This window comes from Atopobium sp. oral taxon 810 str. F0209, assembly GCF_000466405.1.
Classification (GTDB): Bacteria; Actinomycetota; Coriobacteriia; order Coriobacteriales; family Atopobiaceae; genus Olegusella.
The window spans coordinates 71,081-91,893 of record NZ_KE952970.1; the positions used below are offsets into that span (position 1 = coordinate 71,081).

Annotated in this window: 15 protein-coding genes and 1 other annotated feature; of the genes, 1 reads left to right on the plus strand and 14 read right to left on the minus strand. The window is 52.9% G+C overall.

Translation table 11 applies throughout. The features are described 5' to 3' along the window. Positions 1 to 295: 295 nt before the first annotated feature. Positions 296 to 511 (minus strand): helix-turn-helix domain-containing protein, encoded by a 216-nt coding sequence (locus HMPREF9069_RS08625; RefSeq protein WP_035439000.1) that lies wholly within the window; start codon positions 509 to 511, stop codon positions 296 to 298. Between the two features lie 41 nt (positions 512 to 552). Further along, positions 553 to 1,155: a hypothetical protein gene (locus HMPREF9069_RS08630; RefSeq protein ID WP_021626899.1), complete on the minus strand. Its 603-nt coding sequence runs from the start codon at positions 1,153 to 1,155 to the stop codon at positions 553 to 555. 256 nt (positions 1,156 to 1,411) lie between these two features. Between HMPREF9069_RS08630 and HMPREF9069_RS08635 the strand changes: the two genes are divergently transcribed. Next, positions 1,412 to 1,732, plus strand: a complete 321-nt coding sequence (locus tag HMPREF9069_RS08635) for a heavy metal-binding domain-containing protein (RefSeq protein ID WP_021626901.1) — start codon at positions 1,412 to 1,414, stop codon at positions 1,730 to 1,732. Positions 1,733 to 1,805: 73 nt separating this feature from the next. Here the strand turns inward: HMPREF9069_RS08635 and glpK are convergent, their stop codons facing one another. The 12 genes from glpK to rplJ all read right to left on the minus strand — a co-directional run bounded on the left by glpK (position 1,806) and on the right by rplJ (position 20,374). Continuing rightward, the gene (glpK, locus tag HMPREF9069_RS08640; protein ID WP_021626902.1) at positions 1,806 to 3,305 is read right to left on the minus strand and encodes a glycerol kinase GlpK; all 1,500 of its coding nucleotides are present in this window, start codon (positions 3,303 to 3,305) and stop codon (positions 1,806 to 1,808) included. Between the two features lie 113 nt (positions 3,306 to 3,418). Beyond that, the gene (locus tag HMPREF9069_RS08645) at positions 3,419 to 3,763 is read right to left on the minus strand and encodes a DUF1667 domain-containing protein (RefSeq protein ID WP_021626903.1); all 345 of its coding nucleotides are present in this window, start codon (positions 3,761 to 3,763) and stop codon (positions 3,419 to 3,421) included. A gap of 2 nt (positions 3,764 to 3,765) precedes the next feature. After that, complete coding sequence (locus HMPREF9069_RS08650) at positions 3,766 to 5,094, minus strand: NAD(P)/FAD-dependent oxidoreductase (RefSeq protein WP_021626904.1); 1,329 nt, start codon at positions 5,092 to 5,094, stop codon at positions 3,766 to 3,768. 5 nt (positions 5,095 to 5,099) lie between these two features. Continuing rightward, positions 5,100 to 6,545 carry an NAD(P)/FAD-dependent oxidoreductase gene (locus tag HMPREF9069_RS08655; RefSeq protein ID WP_021626905.1) on the minus strand — a complete coding sequence of 482 codons (1,446 nt, stop codon included), beginning with the start codon at positions 6,543 to 6,545 and terminating at the stop codon, positions 5,100 to 5,102. Positions 6,546 to 6,795: 250 nt separating this feature from the next. After that, the gene (gene rpsJ / locus HMPREF9069_RS08660; protein WP_035439003.1) at positions 6,796 to 7,104 is read right to left on the minus strand and encodes a 30S ribosomal protein S10; all 309 of its coding nucleotides are present in this window, start codon (positions 7,102 to 7,104) and stop codon (positions 6,796 to 6,798) included. 42 nt (positions 7,105 to 7,146) lie between these two features. Continuing rightward, positions 7,147 to 9,246: an elongation factor G gene (gene fusA, locus HMPREF9069_RS08665; protein WP_021626908.1), complete on the minus strand. Its 2,100-nt coding sequence runs from the start codon at positions 9,244 to 9,246 to the stop codon at positions 7,147 to 7,149. Positions 9,247 to 9,278: 32 nt separating this feature from the next. Further along, positions 9,279 to 9,749, minus strand: a complete 471-nt coding sequence (gene rpsG / locus HMPREF9069_RS08670; protein ID WP_021626909.1) for a 30S ribosomal protein S7 — start codon at positions 9,747 to 9,749, stop codon at positions 9,279 to 9,281. A gap of 76 nt (positions 9,750 to 9,825) precedes the next feature. Continuing rightward, on the minus strand, positions 9,826 to 10,197 hold the full coding sequence (gene rpsL, locus HMPREF9069_RS08675; RefSeq protein ID WP_021626910.1) for a 30S ribosomal protein S12: 372 nt from the start codon (positions 10,195 to 10,197) through the stop codon (positions 9,826 to 9,828). A 794-nt stretch (positions 10,198 to 10,991) separates the two neighbouring features. After that, positions 10,992 to 15,413 (minus strand): DNA-directed RNA polymerase subunit beta', encoded by a 4,422-nt coding sequence (locus tag HMPREF9069_RS08680; RefSeq protein WP_021626913.1) that lies wholly within the window; start codon positions 15,411 to 15,413, stop codon positions 10,992 to 10,994. A 5-nt stretch (positions 15,414 to 15,418) separates the two neighbouring features. Further along, positions 15,419 to 18,928 carry a DNA-directed RNA polymerase subunit beta gene (gene rpoB / locus HMPREF9069_RS08685; RefSeq protein ID WP_035438986.1) on the minus strand — a complete coding sequence of 1,170 codons (3,510 nt, stop codon included), beginning with the start codon at positions 18,926 to 18,928 and terminating at the stop codon, positions 15,419 to 15,421. 461 nt (positions 18,929 to 19,389) lie between these two features. Next, entirely contained in the window at positions 19,390 to 19,770 is a 381-nt protein-coding gene (gene rplL / locus HMPREF9069_RS08690) for a 50S ribosomal protein L7/L12 (RefSeq protein WP_021626915.1), read from the minus strand. A gap of 82 nt (positions 19,771 to 19,852) precedes the next feature. Beyond that, positions 19,853 to 20,374 carry a 50S ribosomal protein L10 gene (rplJ, locus tag HMPREF9069_RS08695; protein WP_021626916.1) on the minus strand — a complete coding sequence of 174 codons (522 nt, stop codon included), beginning with the start codon at positions 20,372 to 20,374 and terminating at the stop codon, positions 19,853 to 19,855. A gap of 55 nt (positions 20,375 to 20,429) precedes the next feature. Beyond that, positions 20,430 to 20,563 (minus strand) — a sequence feature (ribosomal protein L10 leader region). Between the last annotated feature and the right edge of the window lie 250 nt (positions 20,564 to 20,813).

Here is a 20,813-nt window from a genome sequence, read left to right on the forward strand (position 1 = left end):
GTTGGAGCAGCCCTACGTGCCAAACGCCACACATCTCTTCAATCAGCATCATTCCGCTTGCCAAAAGCCACGTTCTACTTCACTTTTTTAGCCAAAAGCCACACATCTCTTCACGCCCAAAAAATCTACCTGCGAAAACGTGAAGGCCATTGAAGAGATCTGTGGCTTTTGACATTTTTTCTGAAACAGAATGTGGCTTTTGGCACTCGTGGGGGTCTAAGGAGGAACGGAAGACGATGAAAACATGACGCAACAACAGCGGGAAATGAAGAGCTACGCAAGCAGCGGAGCAGAACTAGTCGATATCGTCGGGAATATGCTCGAGCACATCTCCGGGCTGACAATCAAAGAAAGCGCAGATGCCATCTAGTGTGCTAAGGCGTAGAGCACGGATATCTCCTGTTTTGATATGAGACATGTTGACACGTGAAATCCCCACTGCATCAGCAAGCTCTTGCACTGTGCAACCTTTTTTGCGTAGCAAGTCATCTACATGAAGAATGATGGGCATAGCTATATCACACAACCCGTTTCCAATATATGCTGGTCTCCCTACACAGTATGGTCTGCTTCATCTTGTAATTCACATCCATAGGAGAATGCCTTCGCAAGGATGGCAACAACTCCAGATACCAAAAATGATGCAATACCAATCGTAATAGCCGGCTGATCTACTTCTGAATAAAATAAGTCATTGAGATCTGGCATTCCCCCATATCCCAGCGAAATATTAAACAGGGGGATGTGTCCATGCATCAAGACTCCGATCAGCATCTGTACCACTATTTGAACGATGGGCAGAGCAAGCAGAAAGAAACTCGTGCGATATAAGCTCTTGACAACGTCCCTTGTAAAAGGAGTTCCATTTTCTGCGATAGCCGAAAAAATATGAAAAAGCTCGCGTGAAATACCAAACCACGGTATCAAAAGGCAGATGCCTATCAAAAAATGAAATGCTGGGACTATAGAATTTTTACCTTGTGCAAACTCCACCAATAGCCAAAGGAAAGCCACTAAATAGGAAAGTATTGCTACGAGCCAAACCCGCGAAAAATAGTCAAGAAACTTTGTCCACTTAGGCCATTTGCCGTTGCTTTCAAAATAGGATTTGCTTTCCATCGTTGAATCATCGCTAGTTTTTATCTGAATACTCATGATGAAGCTTCTTTCTCCTTTGTAAGTTCTCGTTCAAAAGAGTGTTCATCTCCGCTGCGAAGCTTGACTATGAGTCTAATGAAATTCGGAATAATTGTATCGTTTCTCATTACATATTCCGCTAATGGTCGATATTTTCCTGCGAAAGTTAAATCGCTATACCTGCAAACTCATGCAGAAAAGTAAAGCTCGCGTACGTGGAAAACCTTTCCCATAAAATACAATTTATTAAAGTAAGCGCGAGAAGGAGATTGCCATGATTATCACCACAACACCCAGCATCGAAGGACATTGCATTAAAGAGTACAAGGGCCTTGTTTTTGGGGAGGTTATTGCAGGCATTAATTTTGCACGTGATTTTGCTGCGGGCTTCCGTAACTTTATTGGAGGTCGCGTTGCAGGTTACGAAGAAGAACTTGTCGAAGCTCGCGATAACGCTCTTGCCGAACTGAGCAAGCGCGCCGTTGCAATGGGCGCCAATGCTGTTGTTGGGGTGCGTTGTGATTACGAGGCTCTCGGCGAGGGCGGCAGCATGCTCATGGTAACCGTCTCGGGCACGGCAGTTGTAACCGAATAGCTTTAGTTGCTTGCCACAGCGCTTTGATGTGGTGCATGCAAACCGACTATGCCGAGTGTATAACCCTAGACGTCTAGGCAGGCTGAATCCATCCGCGGCTGCGATCTACAGCACGATGCCAGCCATCGACTAGTTGTTGTGCGCGTGCCGTATCCATCGCTGGATCAAAGCTATGGCCCAAGCTCCAGCGTTGCTTGATATCATCAAGACCATCCCACACTCCTGTGGCAAGTCCTGCTAAACAAGCAGCACCCAGTGCAGTTGTCTCAAGAATACGTGGGCGCAAAACCTGCTTGCCCAAAATGTCAGATTGGAACTGCATAAGAAATGCGTCGCGAGTAGCTCCTCCATCAACGCGGAGTGCTGTCAACGGCGATCCTGTATCGGCTTCCATTGCGCATACTAAATCAGCAACCTGATAAGCAATAGCTTCATCGGCTGCGCGAATGATATGGTCAGCGGTCGTACCACGCGTGATACCCACCATTGTGCCACGCGCATACATATCCCACCACGGCGCACCAAGACCAGTAAAGGCTGGCACCAAATATACGCCGCCCGTGTCAGGCACGTTTGCAGCACGTCTGCCCGTATCGGAGCTGTTGTGAATGATGCCAAGGCCATCGCGCAACCATTGAATCAGCGACCCACCCACAAATACCGATCCCTCAAGCACGTAGTTTGTCTTGCCATCAATCTGACAGGCAATAGTAGAAAGCAGGCCATTTTCGCTAGTTACGACCTTATCGCCCGTATTCATCAACAAAAAGCAGCCCGTACCATAGGTGCATTTTGCATCACCTGCACCAAAACAAGCTTGACCAAATAGCGCTGCCTGCTGGTCGCCAGCCATACCTGCAACGGGAATTCGCTGACCCATAAAATCGGTGTAACCGTAAATTTCACTGTTGGAACGCACCTCAGGCAGTAGCGCGCGCGGAATATCAAGAGCACGCAAAATTGCATCGTCCCAGTCAAGGCAGTGGATGTCATAGAGCATGGTACGACTGGCATTAGTCACATCAGTAATATGAGCCGCGCCGCCCGTAAGCTTCCAAACCAGCCAAGAATCAATAGTGCCAAAGGCAAGCTCACCACGCTCGGCGCGCGCCTGAGCACTAGGGACGTGATCGAGAATCCAGCGAATCTTGGTTGCAGAAAAATAGGCGTCAGGAAGCAGACCCGTTGTGGCGCGGATATGCTCTTTCATACCTGGTTGGCGCACTAATTCATCAACAATTCCCGCCGTGCGACGGCACTGCCAGACAATCGCGTCATAGATGGGTTCCCCAGTCGCGCGATCCCAAATAACTGTTGTCTCACGCTGATTGGTGATACCAACTGCAGCAATGCAGGAGGGGTCGATACCCGACGCAGCAACGGCTTCGTTCATCGTGCCAATCTGACTTGCCCAGATTTCACGGGGGTCATGCTCAACCCATCCTTCTTCAGGAAAAAACTGAGTGAGCTCACGCTGGGCCACGCCAACTACCTGCTGATTTTGGTCAAAAACAATGCTTCTGCTAGAGGTTGTTCCCTGATCAAGAGCAATAACATAACGTGGTGCGGACATGGCGGACTCCCCTTTTGGCAAGAGACTAAGTAACCGTGCACTGCTTGAAGTAATTATAGGAAACCCATTTGGCCTTCCGTCCCAGCTTGGAGTAAGCGGTCGTAGGTAAGCTCCTACAACGACCGTGTAGCAACAACATCAACACCCGTATCACAAACATTGGCAAGCACAACATCCCCCATGTGGACTGGTGAAGTCACTCGCAGAGTGCGCAGAGCAGCAACAATATCTGCCATGCGCTCTTTGGGAACCTCAGCAGCAGTTTTGACGGGCAAAGTGGGATGAGCGGCACCAACAATCGCTACTGTTGTAGTCACAATGCGTACAGGATGCTGCAACTCCTGCGGACCATAAACTGCTCCGCGTTTGCAACCATTACCAGTAACGGCGTAACCGTTTTGCTCGTCTACCTGAAGATGGCAACCCTGAGGACAACAGGTACAAATTACTTCTGTCATAACTACTCACCCATTTCTTGGGCCGAAAGCCGAAGCGTACCCCCAGCATACAAAGCGAGGTCAGCACCGCGCAGTTTAACGTGCTCCATCTCGCCAGGAGCCATACGCTGGCGACGGAACGTTTTAATTTCGGTATCACCTGCAGACAGACATATTTGACTGCGACCCATAGGTTTGCGTACGCGGAAAGATACGCTAGTTGTCTGTCCGTCCCTCACACGGATACGCTGTGGCAAAACATATGAAACACCTTCGCCTGGCGTCAGCTCAACCACAGAAATGCTTTCGGTGCTATCTGTACTCTGTACATAAGCTGCAGCTGCGGCACCAGCAAGTTCTGCTTCTTGACTAACAAAGTCAACAAGATCATGCACCTGTACAACATTTCCACAGGCAAAAATACCTGGCACCTGGGTTTGCATATCCTCAAATACGACAGCGCCGCGCGTGCGGGGGTCTAGCGGAATATTCGCCTGGCGCGTAAGCTCATTTTCGGGAAGCAGACCAACGGAAAGTAAGACCGTATCCACATCGAAGGTCTGCTCGGTACCTGCCACGGGTTTGTTATCGGGACCAACCTCTGCGACAACAACTTGTTCAACACGCCTGTGACCACGAATATCTACGATGGTATGTGCGAGCAGCAGCGGAATACCAAAATCGTCCAAGCACTGCACAATATTGCGGGACAGACCGCCTGAATAGGGCATTAGCTCGACTACTGCTGCGACCTTTGCGCCTTCGAGTGTCATGCGGCGCGCCATGATAAGACCAATGTCTCCTGAACCCAGAATGATTGCACGCTTGCCAACAAGGTAGCCTTCCATATTGATATAGCGCTGGGCGGCTCCCGCGGTATACACGCCTGCGGGGCGTGTACCAGGAATACCGATGGCACCACGCGTACGCTCACGACAACCCATCGCAAGGACAATTGTCTGAGTAGCGAGAACACGATAACCCTCAGCCTGAGAGATGAGATGGACATGATGAAGAGGTTTTTCTCCCACATCCAAAGCAGGCGCAGTAGCGGGCTCAACTGAGAGAACCATCGTGTCGAGGGCAACTTCAACGCCCGTTTCCGCCACCATATTTTCGTAACGCTCAGCATATTCAGGACCAGTCAACTGGTCACCAAAACGATGCAAACCAAAGCCGTTATGAATACATTGATTGAGAATACCACCCAACTCGCGGTCGCGCTCGACAATAAGCACGCGACGCAGTCCTGCTTGCCATGCGGCATTTGCAGCAGCAAGACCGGCAGGGCCGCCGCCAACAACAATCAGCTCATAGGGAGTATTTTGCTGCATATTTGCCTGTGTCTGCATAACTATCACTCCCCTCCCTTTGCCAAGGAATCCAAGACATACGAGCCATCCTCGTCTTGCAAAACCTCCAATGGGCTCATGTCCAACTCTCGGCAGATGAGCTCAAGGATGCGCGGCCCGCAGAAGCCTCCTTGACAACGGCCCATGCCCGTACCAGCACGACGTTTGACACCATCAATCGTTGTGGCCGGAATTTCTTCGTGAAGTGCATGGATGATTTCTGCCTCGGTTACCGTTTCGCAGCGGCAAATAATGCGACCATAAGCGGGATCTTGAGCAACCAATGCAGCGCGGTCATCAGGCGTATGCTCGACAAAACGAATATGAGTGCGGCCATCCTGATAGTTTTGCTTTCTTACTCCGCGGATACCGCGATTAGCCAGCCAATCACTTGCAACTTCGGCAACTGCAGGAGCACAGCTGAGACCAGGGCTTTTCATGCCTGCAAGATCAAACCAGCCTGGAACATCAGGGGCTTCCCCAATGATAAAGTCACCAGAATCAACATTGGCACGAATGCCTGCAAAGTTGCGAATGTTATCGCGGAGATTGAGCTTTGGTATGGAAAGCAGGGCTTGTTGTGCAACAAAGTCCTGACCCGCTGCCGTACAGGCGGTATTGTCTGCTTGGTCGTCGGGCAAGGGCTCTGCATCAGGGCCAACTATCACGTTGCCGTGTACCGTGGGCGCCACCAGCACGCCTTTGCCACGCTCGTTGGGACACTGGAAGACGACATGGCGAACAATACCTGCTGAGCTGTGATCCAGCAGGTGGTACTGGCCACGCGTTGGCGTAATGTGAAAGCTTGGGGTCGCAATAAAATCGTGAACCTGACCAGCTGCAACACCAGCGGCATTAATAACGGTGCGAGCACTGACAATACCTTGGGGCACAGTAAGCTCAAACGCACCAGCAGACGTACGTGTGACGGCGGTCACCTGAGCACGAAGGCGCAGTTCAACACCATTGCGCACCGCAACTTCTGCCATAGCAAGAGCAAACTCCCACGGATTGACAATGGCAGCAGAGGGGGCCCAAAGAGCGCCGACAACTGCATCGGATAACTCAGGTTCTAGCTCATGTGCGCGCGCCGCATCCACTAGCTCAATACCTGGCACACCATTGGCAAGACCGCGCTGATAGAGAGTCTCGAGAGTGGGAAGATCTGCTTCACTAAATGCAACAACTAGACTGCCACATTGCTCGTAGCCAACATCAAGACGCTGACAAATATCACGCGCAAGCCTTACGCCACGAACATTCAGCTTGCCCATCCATGTATCAGGGGCGGGATCATAACCTGCATGCAGAATGGCGCTATTAGCTTTTGTTGTACCTGCTGCGACGTCGTTTTTTGCTTCCAAAATTACAACGCTTTGGTCGTAGCGCGACAACTCATATGCACATGCAGCGCCAATAACACCGCAGCCAATGATGGCGACGTCGTACATAGCTCCCCCTCACAGATTTCCGAGATGGCAAAAGCATCCCCCCAACGCTCTTGATCAATTTCCCATCATACGTGGGTAGCAGCACGCTTTTGCTGGGTTTTGCCTATACATTCTGTCAGCGGTGCTTACTCCTCATCTGGATACCGCGTTTCCTCAACCGCCCACCTTCTCCCCTGCGTACAAGAAAAGCCCCGCCTCCCAAAGGAAGACAGGGCTGAAACTTGCTTGCTAGACGCGAGGTCTGCTCTGCTTAGAGCTTGATCTCAATGTCGACGCCTGCGGGAAGGTCGAGACGCATCAGCGAATCAACCGTAGACGCACCAGGATTGACAATGTCGATCAGACGCTTGTGGGTGAGCATCTCGAACTGCTCACGGCTGTCCTTGTCCTTGTGCGGCGAACGAATGACGGTGTAGAGATTGCGCTCGGTAGGCAGGGGGATAGGACCTGCAACCTTTGCGCCGGTCTTCTGAGCGGTCTCGACAATAAGCTTGGCGGACTGGTCGACGACCTCGTGATCGTAGCCCTTGAGGCGGATCCTAATCTTCTGGCTTGACACTTTTGGTACCTCCATCGGTGAGCTTTCTGCTCGGTCGTTGACTTAAGAAGCGGTGCCGCCGTTCTTGGCGATGATTTCGTCCTTGATGCTCTTGGGGACAGGCTCATAGCTATCGAACTGCATGGTGTAGCTTGCGCGACCCTGCGTCTGAGAACGAAGGTCGGTAGCATAACCAAACATCTCGCCCAGAGGCACCTTGGCGCGAATGACCTTGACGTTGCTACGGTCTTCCATACCCTCGATCTTTCCGCGGCGGGAAGAGAGGTTGCCCATGACGTCGCCCATGTACTGCTCGGGGGTCTCAACGTCGACACGTTCGACCGGCTCAAGCAGGACAGGATCGGACTGCTGCAGGGCCTTCTTGATGGCCATCGAACCAGCAATCTTGAAGGCTGCCTCAGAGGAGTCGACCTCGTGGTAGGAACCGTCTACCAAGGTAACCTTGATGTCCTGAACGGGGTAACCAGCGATTACGCCGCTCTCCAGAGCTTCCTGAATACCCTTGTCAACAGAGGGGATGTATTCCTTGGGGATGGAACCACCGACAGTTGCGTCGATGAACTCGTAGCCCTTACCCTCCTCATTGGGCTCCATGTCGATGATGGCGTCGCCGTACTGACCACGACCACCGGACTGGCGGACAAACTTGCCCTGGACATGCTTGACTTCATGTCCTGCAGTCTCACGATAAGCAACCTGGGGCTTACCAACGTTGCAGTCGACCTTGAACTCGCGACGGAGACGGTCAACGATGATCTCGAGGTGCAGCTCACCCATACCAGCAATGATGGTTTGGCCGGTCTCATGGTCGGTGTGAACCTGGAAGGTCGGGTCCTCTTCGGCCAGCTTTTGCAGGCCAACGCCCATCTTCTCCTGCTCGGCTTTGCTCTTGGGCTCAACAGCAACGTCGATAACGGGCTTTGCAAACTCAATGGACTCAAGCACGATGGGGTGCTTCTCGTCGCAGAGAGTGTCGCCCGTGGTGGTGTTCTTGAAGCCAACGCATGCAACGATGTCACCAGCAGAGCACTCCTCGCGGTCAACACGGTCGTTTGCATTCATCTCAAGGATGCGGCCCAAACGCTCACGGCTGTCCTTGTTGACGTTGTAGACGTAGCTACCTGCATCGGCGCGACCAGAGTACACACGGAAGTAGGTCAGCTTGCCGACGTAAGGGTCGGTCATAATCTTGAATGCCAAAGCTGCAAAGGGCTCCTTGAAATCAGCTTTACGCTGCTCAACCTCGCCAGTCTTGGGATTGGTGCCCTCAGTCGCAGCGATATCAAGCGGGCTGGGCAGGTAGTCGACAACAGCGTCGAGCAGCTCCTGAATACCCTTGTTTTTGTAAGCAGAGCCAACAAAGACGAGGTTCAAGTCATTTGCCAAGATACCCTTACGCAGGGCAGCCTTGAGCATGTCAACGTCGATGTCCTCTTCCATGAGAACTGCTTCCATAAGCTCGTCGGAGTAGTTGGAAGCGGCATCAAGCAGCTCTTCGCGTTTCTCATTTGCCAGCTCGACAAACTCCTCGGGGATGGCATCCATAACCTCAGGATAAATCATGCCCTTGGCATCTTCCTTGAAGTCCCATGCCTCCATGGTGACCAGGTCGATGATGCCCCAGAAGTTGGACTCAGAACCCATAGGAATCTGAGCTGCAACTGCATTAGCACCCAAGCGCTCCTTCATGGTATCGATAGCATGGAAGAAGTCGGCACCCACGCGGTCAAACTTATTGATGAAAGCGATGCGGGGAACGCCGTAGTTGGAAGCCTGACGCCAGACGGTCTCGGATTGAGGCTGAACGCCTGCGACAGCGTCAAAGACAGCAACAGCACCGTCGAGAACACGCAGAGAACGCTCGACCTCGGCAGTAAAGTCAACGTGACCTGGGGTGTCGATGATCTGGATGACGTGATCTTTCCAGAAGCACGTAGTTGCAGCGGAGGTAATGGTTACGCCACGCTCCTGCTCCTGTGCCATCCAGTCCATGGTTGCAGCGCCCTCGTGGACCTCGCCAATCTTGTGGGTCTTGCCCGTGTAGTACAAAATACGCTCGGTAGTGGTGGTCTTACCTGCGTCGATGTGCGCCATGATGCCGATGTTGCGCAACTGCTCGAGGCTATATTTGCTTTTAGCCATAAAAATGCTCCTCAGTATCTTCTCGACGCGGATTAGAAGCGATAGTGCGAGAAGGCGCGGTTAGCCTCTGCCATCTTGAAGAGGTCCTCGCGACGCTTGACGGAAGCGCCAACGCCATTGGAGGCATCGATAATTTCGGAGGCCAGGCGCTCTGCCATGGTCTTCTCCTTACGAGCACGGCTGAAATTGACCATCCAGCGGATAGCAAGGGTGGTTGCGCGGCGGGAGTTAACCTCCATAGGCACCTGATAGGTAGCGCCACCAACACGCTTGGGCTTAACCTCAAGGGTCGGGCGAATGTTGTCCATAGCCTTCTTGAAGACTGCAAGGGCATCCTCACCAGTCTTCTCCTGGACAAGATTAAATGCACCATAGACGATGCGCTCAGCAGTGGCCTTCTTGCCATCAAGAAGAACCTTGTTGATCAGCTGAGTAACGAGACGGTTGTTGTAAACGGCGTCAGGCTGAACCTCACGACGAATAGCTGCTGCACGACGCGGCATGTGAATCTCCTAAGCGACGAAACGAATGCTAATAGGTGGCTGGATGCATAACGCGATCCTAGCCGAGGGTTCGGAACTACTTTGCGCGCTTTGCGCCATAGCGAGAACGAGCCTTCTTGCGGTTCTGAACAGCTGCGCAGTCGTAAGCGCCGCGGACAATCTTGTAGCGGACACCAGGAAGGTCGCGAACACGGCCACCACGGATTAGCACGATAGAGTGCTCCTGGAGGTTGTGACCCTCACCGGGGATATAAGCCGTAACCTCAATGCCGTTGACAAGACGGACACGAGCCACCTTACGAAGTGCCGAGTTAGGCTTTTTGGGGGTGGTGGTGAAGACACGGGTGCAAACACCGCGCTTCTGGGGGTTGTGCTGGAGGGCAGCGTTCTTGGACTTAGCATGCTGCTGTACGCGACCCTGACGGACGAGCTGGTTGATTGTAGGCAAAGCTCTCTCCTTCGTACCCAATCGAAATCTGCTAGGCTGACGTGGTATACGCCGCCGTTTTTATTCAAGGGCAGGGCAGCACCCCCATCCCTAGATTGACGCAAGGTGTAAATCTACGCTGATATCTCGCTGTTGTCAAAAAGCCACGCATCCGGGCGTATACTTCTTCCATCGAGCTTCCACAAGCCGTAGGCTCTGCTTTCCTATCGTAGATTCTGCTTTCCTATCTATTCCTGGACGGCAGGGTTTTGCTTGTTTAAAAGATCCAGCTTGTTTAAAAGGTTCAGTTTGGCCGATGACAATACTCCGAATCATACTAGGCACCAAAAGCCACGTTCCATTTCATGTCAGGTACCAAAAGCCACACTCTGTTTCACACCAGATGCCAAACGCCACGTTCTGCTTCACTTTTTTAGCCAAAAGCCACATATCGCAAAAAATTTACCTGCGCAAACGTGAAGGCCATTGAAGAGATCTGTGGCTTTTGACATTTTTTCTGAAACAGAATGTGGCGTTTGACAAGCAAAGCCGTGTTGTTTGAAACGAAACGTGGCTTTTGACAAGCAGAACGATGCTGATTGAAGAGATGTGTGGCTTTTGGCAAACAAAGCTGTGTTGATTGAAGGAGTATCCCCTAGCGCTCTGGGCAAGCCATTCGTCTCATGTCCTCGTCGCATCTCAGCCTTAGTCGTTTCGCATGAAAAACCTCCCACTTCTCGTATCCAAGAAATGGGAGGCGCCTCACACAAGGCTCGAAGCCTATAAATCTCACCTAGTAGGCAAACAGATCTGCCTTACTCTTCATCCTCACGGCGTTCAACCTGAGAGAGAAGGTCGTGCAGAGAACCAAGATCCTCGTTGATGACTTCCTCATCACCCTGGTCGCTGCTACTGCCGCCAATCAAATCCTCCTGGGAAAGAACGCCTGGGGTGGCAGGTGCAGCAGTACCCAACATCACATCAGCATCAGGCGAGAAAACCATGTTGAACAACTGAGAGAGATCCTCGCTGTCAGCCTCGTCCTCATCGGGCTCCAGGATATAAAGCAGGCCGCGGGCCTCAAGACCCTCACGTAGCTCCTCGATAGCCTTGGCGCCGATGCCATCAATGTGCAGCAGGTCATCCTCGTTTTTGCCAATCAAATCACCAACGGTCTCAATACCCACCTCGGAGAACTTGTTGGTCCAGCGCTGCGACACACCCAGATCATCGTAGAGATACAGCTTGGCATCCTCGCTAGAAAGCGTGCGGCCATTCTTAGAGAAGACACCGCCATAGCCGTAATCATCGCCAACCCAATCGAGCTGCTTGGGCAACTTCTCCTCGATACCCTTGAGAGTATCGGGAGCCCACTCCGGCAGACTATTAGCCATGGGAGAGGTGGGTCCATCGATCTTTTGACCATGATAGGTAAGCTCGACATCGTTATAAGCGGCAAGGCCAGTACCTGCAGGAATACGCTTACCAATGATGACATTGGACTTGAGATCCAGCAGGTGGTCGGTAGCACCCTCGATAGCAACCTCAGTCAGAATGCCTGCGGTGCGCGAGAAAGATGCGGCGGACAGCCAGCTATCCACAGTACTTGCAACCTTGAGCGTACCCAAAATAACAGGCTCGGCCTCAGGTGCGACGCCACCAGCAAGGGTAATGTTGCGTACGGTATCAGCGAACTCGTAGCGATCAACGTACTGACCCAGCAAGTAAGTAGAGCTACCAGGGTTAGTAACGCGGACGCGACGCAGCATCTGGCGAGCAATAACCTCAATATGCTTATCGTTCAAATCTACACCCTGCGAGGTATAGACATCCTTGACCGACTTGACGAAGGTGTGCATCGTCGCCTCAATATCGGTAAGGCCACGGAGCTTGCGGAAGTTGACAAAGCCGCGGGTAATCTGATCGCCAGCACGCACGGCCACGCCATCCTCCATGCCAGGCATGAAGCGGGCAGAAGCAGGCACGCGCCACTCCTCCAGCACGCGGGTCTCATCATCAAGATCCAATAACTGGATAAGGTATTCAGTCTGCTCGGGCGTAATGCGCAGGCGGCCAGAGTACGGAGCCAAGTCGGCCTCACGACCCAGAATCTTCTCGTTGACATTGCCAACAACGTCAAACATACGGGCAACCGTAGGAAGACCCTGCGTAATATCGTCAGCACCAGCAACGCCACCGGAGTGAATGGTACGCATGGTCAGCTGAGTACCAGGCTCGCCAATGGACTGAGCGGCGATGATACCAACTGCTGTACCGATATTGACGGGACGACGAGTAGAAAGATCCCAGCCATAGCACTTCTGGCAAACACCATACTTGGACTTGCAGGTAAGCAGAGCACGGAGTTCAACCTTGCGCAGGCCAGAGTCATACATACGCTGGAGCTGATCGACAGACTCGACATATTCGCCACCAGCAACAATAACCTCGCCAGTATCAGCGGCAACGATGTCATTGAGTGCACAACGGCCAACAAGGTCGGTGTCAACTGCACTCTCGCCCGGCTTGATGAGGTCATACGACACTGCCTCATCGGTACCGCAATCCTCCTCGCGGACAATGACATCCTGAGCAACGTCAATCAAACGGCGCGTCAAGTAACCAGAGTCAGAGGTATGGGATGCGGTGTCAACCAGACCCTTACGAGCACCATAGGTAGAGATGAAGTACTCCAGGGGCTCCAGACCCTCACGGAAGTTGGACTTAATGGGCAGGTCGATTGTCTCACCAGACATATCGGCCATCAGGCCTCGCATACCAGCAAGCTGGCGCAGCTGTGTCTTGGAGCCTCGAGCACCAGAATCCGCCATCATGTAAATGGGGTTGTCACCAGAGAAGCCCTCGAGCATCTCGGTACCCAACTGCTCGGTACAAGCAGTCCATGCATTAACAACCTCATTGTGTCGCTCGAGCTCGGTCAAGAAACCGTCCTCATAGCGCTCATTAATGGTGTTGACGCGATCCTGGGTCTCAGCCAAAACCTCGGGCTTGTCATCAGGAATAACGGCATCCCAAACGGAAATAGTCAAACCAGCGCGAGTTGCGTAGTGGAAACCAGTGGCCTTAATGGCATCCAGGATTGGCTCAACAGCAGCGGTGCTATAGCGATCGCAGCAATCGTTAACCAAAGCAGAGATGTCGCCCTTTGCCATCTTGTAGTTCATATAAGGATAATCAGGCGGCAGGCACTGACGGTTGAAGACAACACGACCAACCGTTGTCTCAAAACGCTCAGCATGTTCGCTGACGTCATATTCCTCATAGCTCTTCTTGGAGGTCATGACACGGAAGATCTCCTTGTCATCCTCCTCAATGTTGGCATCAGCAGCATCAATGCGCACCACGATGGGCCGGTGAAGATCCATCTCGGGATTGCCATCATAGGCAGCCAAGACGTCCTCAAAGTTGGCATAGACATGAGGATGCTCGCCCTCGGGCAGCTCATCTGAGGTGGTGAGATAGTACACACCAAAGACCATATCCTGAGAAGGAACGGTCAGTACTTTGCCGGATGCAGGCGAGCGCAGGTTGTTAGAGGACAGCATCAAGACACGCGCCTCAGCCTGTGCCTGAGTCGATAGAGGCACATGGACAGACATCTGGTCGCCGTCGAAGTCAGCGTTAAAGGGTGCGCAGACTAGCGGGTGCAGGTGAATTGCTTTGCCCTCCACCAAGACGGGCTCGAAAGCCTGGATGGACAGACGGTGCAGAGTTGGTGCACGGTTAAGCAGGACAAGACGGTCTTTAATGACCTCGTCAAGTACGTCCCAAACGATGGACTCACTACGATCGATGGCACGCTTTGCGCCCTTGATATTTTCAACGCGGTTAAGCTCAACTAGACGACGCATGACAAAGGGCTTGAACAACTCAAGCGCCATGGTAGAAGGCAGACCGCACTGGTGTAGTTTGAGCTGAGGGTCAACAACGATGACCGAACGGCCAGAGTAGTCAACACGCTTGCCCAGCAGGTTCTGACGGAAGCGACCCTGCTTGCCCTTAAGTGCTTCGGCAAGAGACTTAAGAGGACGGCCACCGCGGCCAGAGACGGGACGACCACGACGACCATTGTCAAAGAGTGCGTCAACGGACTCCTGAAGCATGCGCTTCTCATTGTTGACAATGATGGCGGGAGCGTCGAGGTCCAACAGGCGCTTGAGGCGATTGTTGCGGTTGATAACTCGACGATACAAATCGTTGAGGTCGGATGCAGCAAAGCGACCGCCGTCAAGCTGAACCATAGGACGCAGATCAGGTGGGATAACGGGGATAACGTCGAGGATCATGTCTGCAGGATCGTTACCACCCTTGAGGAAGGCATCGACAATCTCCAGACGCTTGACAGCGCGATCCTTCTTTTGCTTTTGAGAATTCTCATCAGCAATGATGGCACGCAGCTCCTCGGCCTCAGTGCCAAGGTCAACGTTGCGCAAAAGTTCGCGAACAGCCTCAGCACCCATGCCTCCCTTGAAGTAGATGGAGTAGTAATGCTTCATCTCAGAGAAGAGCGACTCATCAGAGATAAGCTCACGGGGCTCCAGCTGCATGAACTTGTCGTATGCCTCGCGACGAAGTTTCTTTTCGTCCTCATACTCAGCCTCAAGGTCGGCGCATCCCGCCTTGACCTCCTCGGCAGAGAGGGGCTCAACATCGCTGAACTCATCATCTGTTGCCTCGCCCTGAGCGATAAGGCGAGCAATCTCGTCGTCGCGCTCGGCATCAAGCTCTTCGAGGTCAGCAGCCAGCTCTTCTTTAAGATCCTCGGCATCAGCCTCACGAGCCTCGGTATCAACCTCGGTGATCACATAGCTGGCAAAGTAGAGGATGTTTTCCAAATCCTTGCTCTTGACGTCGAGAAGACGAGCCAAGGGGAAGGACGCGGGGCTCTTGAAATACCAAATATGAGACACAGGAGCTGCAAGCTCGATGTGGCCCATGCGCTCGCGACGAACTTTGGAGGTAGTAACCTCCACGCCGCAACGCTCGCAGGTAATACCCTTAAAACGGATGCCCTTATATTTGCCGCAGGCGCACTCCCAGTCCTTGACAGGACCAAAGATCTTCTCACAGAAAAGACCGTCCTTCTCGGGCTTGAGCGTGCGATAGTTGATGGTCTCTGGCTTCTTTACCTCACCATGAGACCAGCTACGTACCTGGTCTGCAGAGGCAAGGGAGATCCTGATCGCGTCGAAATCGGGCGTATCGAAATCTGCCACGTTCGCTACTCCTTATCGTCGATGCTGTTGGAGGCCATAACAGGCTCCGCGGCGGGAGCACCAATGAGGTCATCGGTGCTGTTTGCAGAAGCAAAGCTATCCACAACAGACTTGACCTGATCCTCGGCGGAAACCGGGGTGCTTGGTGCCTGCTTCTTATAGGTAATAGGCTCGATGTTGAGAGCCAAAGAGCGGATCTCCTTCACCAAAACCTTGAAGGACTCGGGAATACCAGCGTCAGGAATGTTTTCGCCCTTGACGATGGACTCGTAAGTCTTGACACGACCATTGGTATCATCGGACTTGACGGTGAGAATCTCACGCAGGACGTTTGCTGCACCGTAAGCGTACAGTGCCCAAACCTCCATCTCACCAAAGCGCTGACCACCAAACTGAGCCTTGCCACCCAGAGGCTGCTGGGTAACCAAGCTGTATGGGCCAGTAGAACGAGCGTGAATCTTGTCGTCTACCATGTGGCCTAGCTTGAGGATATAAGAGGTGCCTACCGTAATGGGGCTCTTGAACTTCTCGCCCGTACGGCCATCGTAGAGAGACATTTTGCCCATGTTGTTGAGTTGCGGGATAAAGGCCAAATCTTCGGCATCTGCAGCGTCCATGTGCTCGCCATAAACGCGCTTGGCTTTGTTCATGATATTGACGTTGGCGCGGTGCTGAGCCTCGGCAACCTCAATATCGGATGCGCCATCAAAGACAGGCGTAGAGAGATAGAGGGGGCCGTCAACAACCTTGTCAGAATCAGCGTTCTCAAGATCCCAACCCTGAGCTGCAGCCCAGCCAAGGTGGCACTCGAGCAGCTGACCGACATTCATACGAGAAGGAACGCCCAAGGGGTCAAGCAAAACATCGACAGGCGTACCATCTGCCATGTAGGGCATATCCTCCACGGGCAAGACATTGCAGACAACACCCTTGTTGCCGTGACGACCAGAAATCTTGTCGCCCTGCTGAATCTTGCGACGCTGAGCAACAAAGACGCGGACGAGCTCGTTGACTCCAGGTGGGAGATCATCGCCAGCCTCACGGCTAAAGCGCACCACATCAACAACACGACCGTAGGCACCGTGGGGCATCTTGAGCGAGGTGTCGCGGACATCGTGCGCTTTGGCACCAAAGATGGCACGCAGCAAGCGCTCTTCGGCAGTCAGGGCGGTTTCACCCTTAGGGGTAACCTTGCCTACCAGAATATCGCCAGGACGGACTTCAGCACCAATGCGGATGATGCCGTCATCATCGAGATTGGCAAGCATGTCCTCAGAGAGATTGGGGATCTCGCGGGTGATTTCCTCGGGACCAAGCTTGGTATCGCGTGCATCGATTTCGTGACGAGAAATGTTAACCGAAGTCAGCAGGTCTTCACGGACAACACGCTCAGAAACAATGATGCCGTCCTCGTAGTTGTAGCCTTCCCAAGGCATATAGGCAACGGTAAGGTTGGCGCCCAGTGCCAGCTCGCCATGGTCGATAGAAGGACCATCGGAGAGGGCCTCGCCCGCCTCAACCTGCTGACCCACCTGAACGACAGGGCGGTGATTGATGCATGTGGACTGATTGGAGCGCTGATACTTAGGCAGCTCGTAGGTCTCGGGACCCTGAGCGGTGTCAACTACCACGTGGGAAGCATCGACCTCAACAACGGTGCCAGCGTGCTCGGCAACGACCAGCTCGCCAGAGTCCTTAGCAGCACGGCGCTCAAGACCAGTGCCAACAAAAGGAGCGGTAGTGCGCAGCAAAGGCACGGCTTGACGCTGCATGTTTGCACCCATCAGAGTACGCTTTGCGTCGTCATGCTCCAAGAAAGGAATGAGGTTTGCTGCGACAGAAAGCATCTGACGCGGCGAAACATCCATGTAGTCAATCTCCTCGACGGGCACCTGCTCGGGTGCGCCAAAGGAGCCGTCAAAGTTGCGGGTACGGGCAACTACCGCATCGGGCTCATAGAGCTCACCATTGGAGTGCATCGCAACAAAGCGACCGGTCTTGGGATCGGTGGGAACGTCAGCGGGAGCAATCTTGTGATTCTCTTCCTCATCTGCCGTCATCCAGTCAATCTCGTCGGTAACCTTGCCATCAACAACGCGACGATAAGGAGCCTCGATAAAACCATACTCATTGACATGTGCATACAGAGCGAGCGAGCCAATCAGACCAATGTTGGGGCCTTCGGGCGTCTCGATGGGGCACATACGAGAATAGTGCGAGTTGTGAACGTCGCGGACAGCGGTCGGAACATTGGTGCGACGGCTGGAGCCAGACTTGTGGCCTGCAAGACCACCAGGTCCTAGAGCCGACAGACGACGCTTGTGAGTCAGACCCGACAGCGGGTTGTTTTGGTCCATAAACTGCGACAGCTGAGAAGAACCATAGAACTCCTTGATAGCTGCCACAATGGGACGGATGTTGATCAGCGACTGAGGTGTAATGTCATTGGGGTCCTGGCTAGCCATGCGCTCACGAATGACGCGCTCCATACGGCTCATACCGATACGGAATTGGTTTTGCACAAGCTCGCCAACGGTGCGAACACGACGGTTGCCAAAGTGATCAATATCATCAAGTTTGTGATCTGCTTCACCTGCATGCAGTGCAAGCAGGTACCTGAGGGCAGTAATGATGTCCTCTGCAGTAATAACGCGAGAATCGCCATCAAGACCAAGCTTCTTGTTGATCTTGTAACGACCAACGCGAGCAAGGTCATAGCGCTGGTTGTTGAAGAAAAGGCCATCAATCAGCGAGCGAGCGGAGTCAACTGTAGGAGGCTCACCGGGGCGCTGACGACGATAGATCTCAAGCAGAGCATCATTGCGATTGGTAGAGACGTCGCGCTCAAGAGTGCTGCGGACAACGTTAGAATCGCCCAACAGGTTCAAAATCTCGTCATCATCCTCCGCGATGCCCAACGCACGCAGGAAGACAGTTGCAGACTGACGGCGCTTGCGGTCGATAGAAACCACCAAGTGACCGTGCTTGTCAATCTCAAACTCCAGCCATGCGCCGCGAGCAGGAATAAACTGCACGTGGTGTACGTCCATGCCATTGTCAACCTCATGAGAGAAGTAGACACCAGGCGAGCGGACGAGCTGAGAGACAACGACGCGCTCGGTGCCATTGATGACAAAAGTACCACGCTCGGTCATCAGGGGGAAGTCACCCATGAAGACGAGCTGCTCTTTAATCTCGCCAGATTCTTTGTTGAGGAAGCGCACATCTACAAAAAGAGGTGCCTGATAGGTAATATCCTTGGCACGGCACTCGGCAATAGTTGCCGGAGCGTCACCAAACTGGTGGTCGCCAAAGGTGACCTCCATTGTGCCCGCAGAGTTCTCAATCGGAGAGAACTCAGAGAGCGATTCGGCGATACCATCGCCCATGAAACGCTCGAACGACTCCTTCTGAACTGCGATGAGGTTAGGCAGCTCCATAGACGCGGGAATCTTACTGAAGCTAACCCTGCTACGCTCGGACTGCAGGTGCTGGGAAGACTTTGCGGTAGACACCAGGCGTATCCTCCTTAAAAGAGTAAAAGATGGCACTTTTCGCAATCTAATAAAGTACCGAAGAGTTCCTCTTTCGTCAAGAATTTGCTTGACTTTATTGGATAAAAATACTAGAAGGGCGTTTTTTCAGGTCAACTGTGGAGGCGATGTGTCGTTAGTTTGCCTGTTTTGCCACTCCTCGTTTGCTTAGCTTGCCTCTCCTTTATACAGATGGTTCGTTTCTCGGACTTTAGAAAAAATTGACCTGCCCTTTTGTGCTTACTCACTCCGAAACATGAACCATTTGCAGTTTGCATTTGCGTTGGGCACACCTTGCCCTACGTAAAGAACGCGTAGGACCAAGTTGATGACCCATAACAAAAAAGAGCCCGAGACGAATCCCAGACTCTTTTATCTGTGAAGTCGTAGCGGTTTAAACCACTAGCTTTCACCAACAAAAGCAATTTGCCAAAAGGACAAATTTACTTCAGGGTGACGGTAGCACCAGACTCCTCGAGCTCCTTCTTGGCAGCCTCAGCGTCGTCCTTGTTAGCACCCTCGAGCAGGACTGCAGGAGCGGACTCAACCTTCTCCTTTGCCTCCTTCAGGCCAAGGCCGGTAAGCTTGCGGACAACCTTGATGACAGCAATCTTGTTGCTGCCGAAAGCGGTAAGCTCAACGTCAAAGTTGGTCTTCTCCTCCTCAGCGGGAGCAGCAGCGCCAGCTGCGGGAGCAGCAGCAACAGCAACGGGAGCAGCTGCGGAAACGCCAAATACGTCCTCCAGCTCGTGAACCAGCTCAGAAAGCTCGAGGGCGGGCATCTCCTTCAGGGCCTCAATGATCTCTTCCTTGGTGACAGCCATGTCATTTCTCCTTTTATGTCGGGCACGCAGGTGCCCTGGTTAGCAACAAATGCGCTTTGTGCGCGACGTGCAATCGTACGAGCTATGCAGCGTCCTTCTGATCGGCGATAGCCTGAAGGACAGTAGCAAGACCTCTTGCGGGACCTGCAGCGACCTGGGCAATACCGGACAGCGGGCTACCGATAACGTAAACGAGCTTAGCGATAAGTTCATCACGACCAGGCAGTTCTGCGTAAGCCTTGGCACCCTCAGCATCAAGAGCCTGACCATCAGCAATAGCGCTGATAAACTCGATCTTTCCGAGCTTCTGGGCCTGCTCCTTCAAAGCTTTTGCGGTGTCGACAGGATCCTTATCAAAGAAAACATATGCGCAGGTACCCTGCAGCGACTCGCTGATGTCGGGCTGACCTGCCTCTTCGAGAGCAATCCTGACAATGTTGTTCTTGTAGACCTTCATGTGTGCGCCCACCTCGGTGAGGCTACGACGCAACTGCTGGGTCTGCTTGACGGACAGTCCGCGATAATCAATGACAAACAGGCCTTCAGAAGCCTCAACATCAGCCTTGATTTTCTCGAACATGTCCTTATTGGACTGAGCTGGCATAAGTTACACCTCCCTTGCATGCAATCGGGCACGCGCCGCCGGTGCTTGGCGGGCCCTGCATGCGCAAAGACCCCACCTGGCGTGCCAGGTGGGGTCTTAGAAAGTGCATTCTAATGACCACCTCGGCAGGCGGGTCTCCCCTTTAAGCCTTGCGGCACCGGCTGTCTCTGGCAGCGGACGTGCTTTTTACCGTTAGTCATTCTTGCATGCGAGATAAACCCCGTCAAGTCGGAGGTTTTGTTTGCCTACGAAATGCTGCAAAAGGTCACAATTCCTGCGTGTTTTGAGCTCACTGCATTATTACATAAGTCACACTGACGATTTTACATAAGTTGCATTGATGGTTTTACATAAGAATGACTGATGGAATTACATAGGCAAAGGCGTCGAAGCTGGGCGGCTCTGCTTGAATCGGGTAGGAGGCGCGCCGTTAGCCAGT

Excerpts from the sequence above, each read along its gene's own strand:
- HMPREF9069_RS08635 (WP_021626901.1), top strand. The coding sequence starts at position 1,412 with ATGATTATCACCACAACACCCAGCATCGAAGGACATTGCATTAAAGAG.
- HMPREF9069_RS08645 (WP_021626903.1), bottom strand. The coding sequence starts at position 3,763 with ATGACAGAAGTAATTTGTACCTGTTGTCCTCAGGGTTGCCATCTTCAG.
- rplJ (WP_021626916.1), bottom strand. The coding sequence starts at position 20,374 with ATGCCAGCTCAGTCCAATAAGGACATGTTCGAGAAAATCAAGGCTGAT.
- rplL (WP_021626915.1), bottom strand. The coding sequence starts at position 19,770 with ATGGCTGTCACCAAGGAAGAGATCATTGAGGCCCTGAAGGAGATGCCC.
- HMPREF9069_RS08650 (WP_021626904.1), bottom strand. The coding sequence starts at position 5,094 with ATGCAGACACAGGCAAATATGCAGCAAAATACTCCCTATGAGCTGATT.
- HMPREF9069_RS08630 (WP_021626899.1), bottom strand. The coding sequence starts at position 1,155 with ATGAGTATTCAGATAAAAACTAGCGATGATTCAACGATGGAAAGCAAA.
- HMPREF9069_RS08655 (WP_021626905.1), bottom strand. The coding sequence starts at position 6,545 with ATGTACGACGTCGCCATCATTGGCTGCGGTGTTATTGGCGCTGCATGT.
- HMPREF9069_RS08625 (WP_035439000.1), bottom strand. The coding sequence starts at position 511 with ATGCCCATCATTCTTCATGTAGATGACTTGCTACGCAAAAAAGGTTGC.
- rpsG (WP_021626909.1), bottom strand. The coding sequence starts at position 9,749 with ATGCCGCGTCGTGCAGCAGCTATTCGTCGTGAGGTTCAGCCTGACGCC.
- fusA (WP_021626908.1), bottom strand. The coding sequence starts at position 9,246 with ATGGCTAAAAGCAAATATAGCCTCGAGCAGTTGCGCAACATCGGCATC.
- glpK (WP_021626902.1), bottom strand. The coding sequence starts at position 3,305 with ATGTCCGCACCACGTTATGTTATTGCTCTTGATCAGGGAACAACCTCT.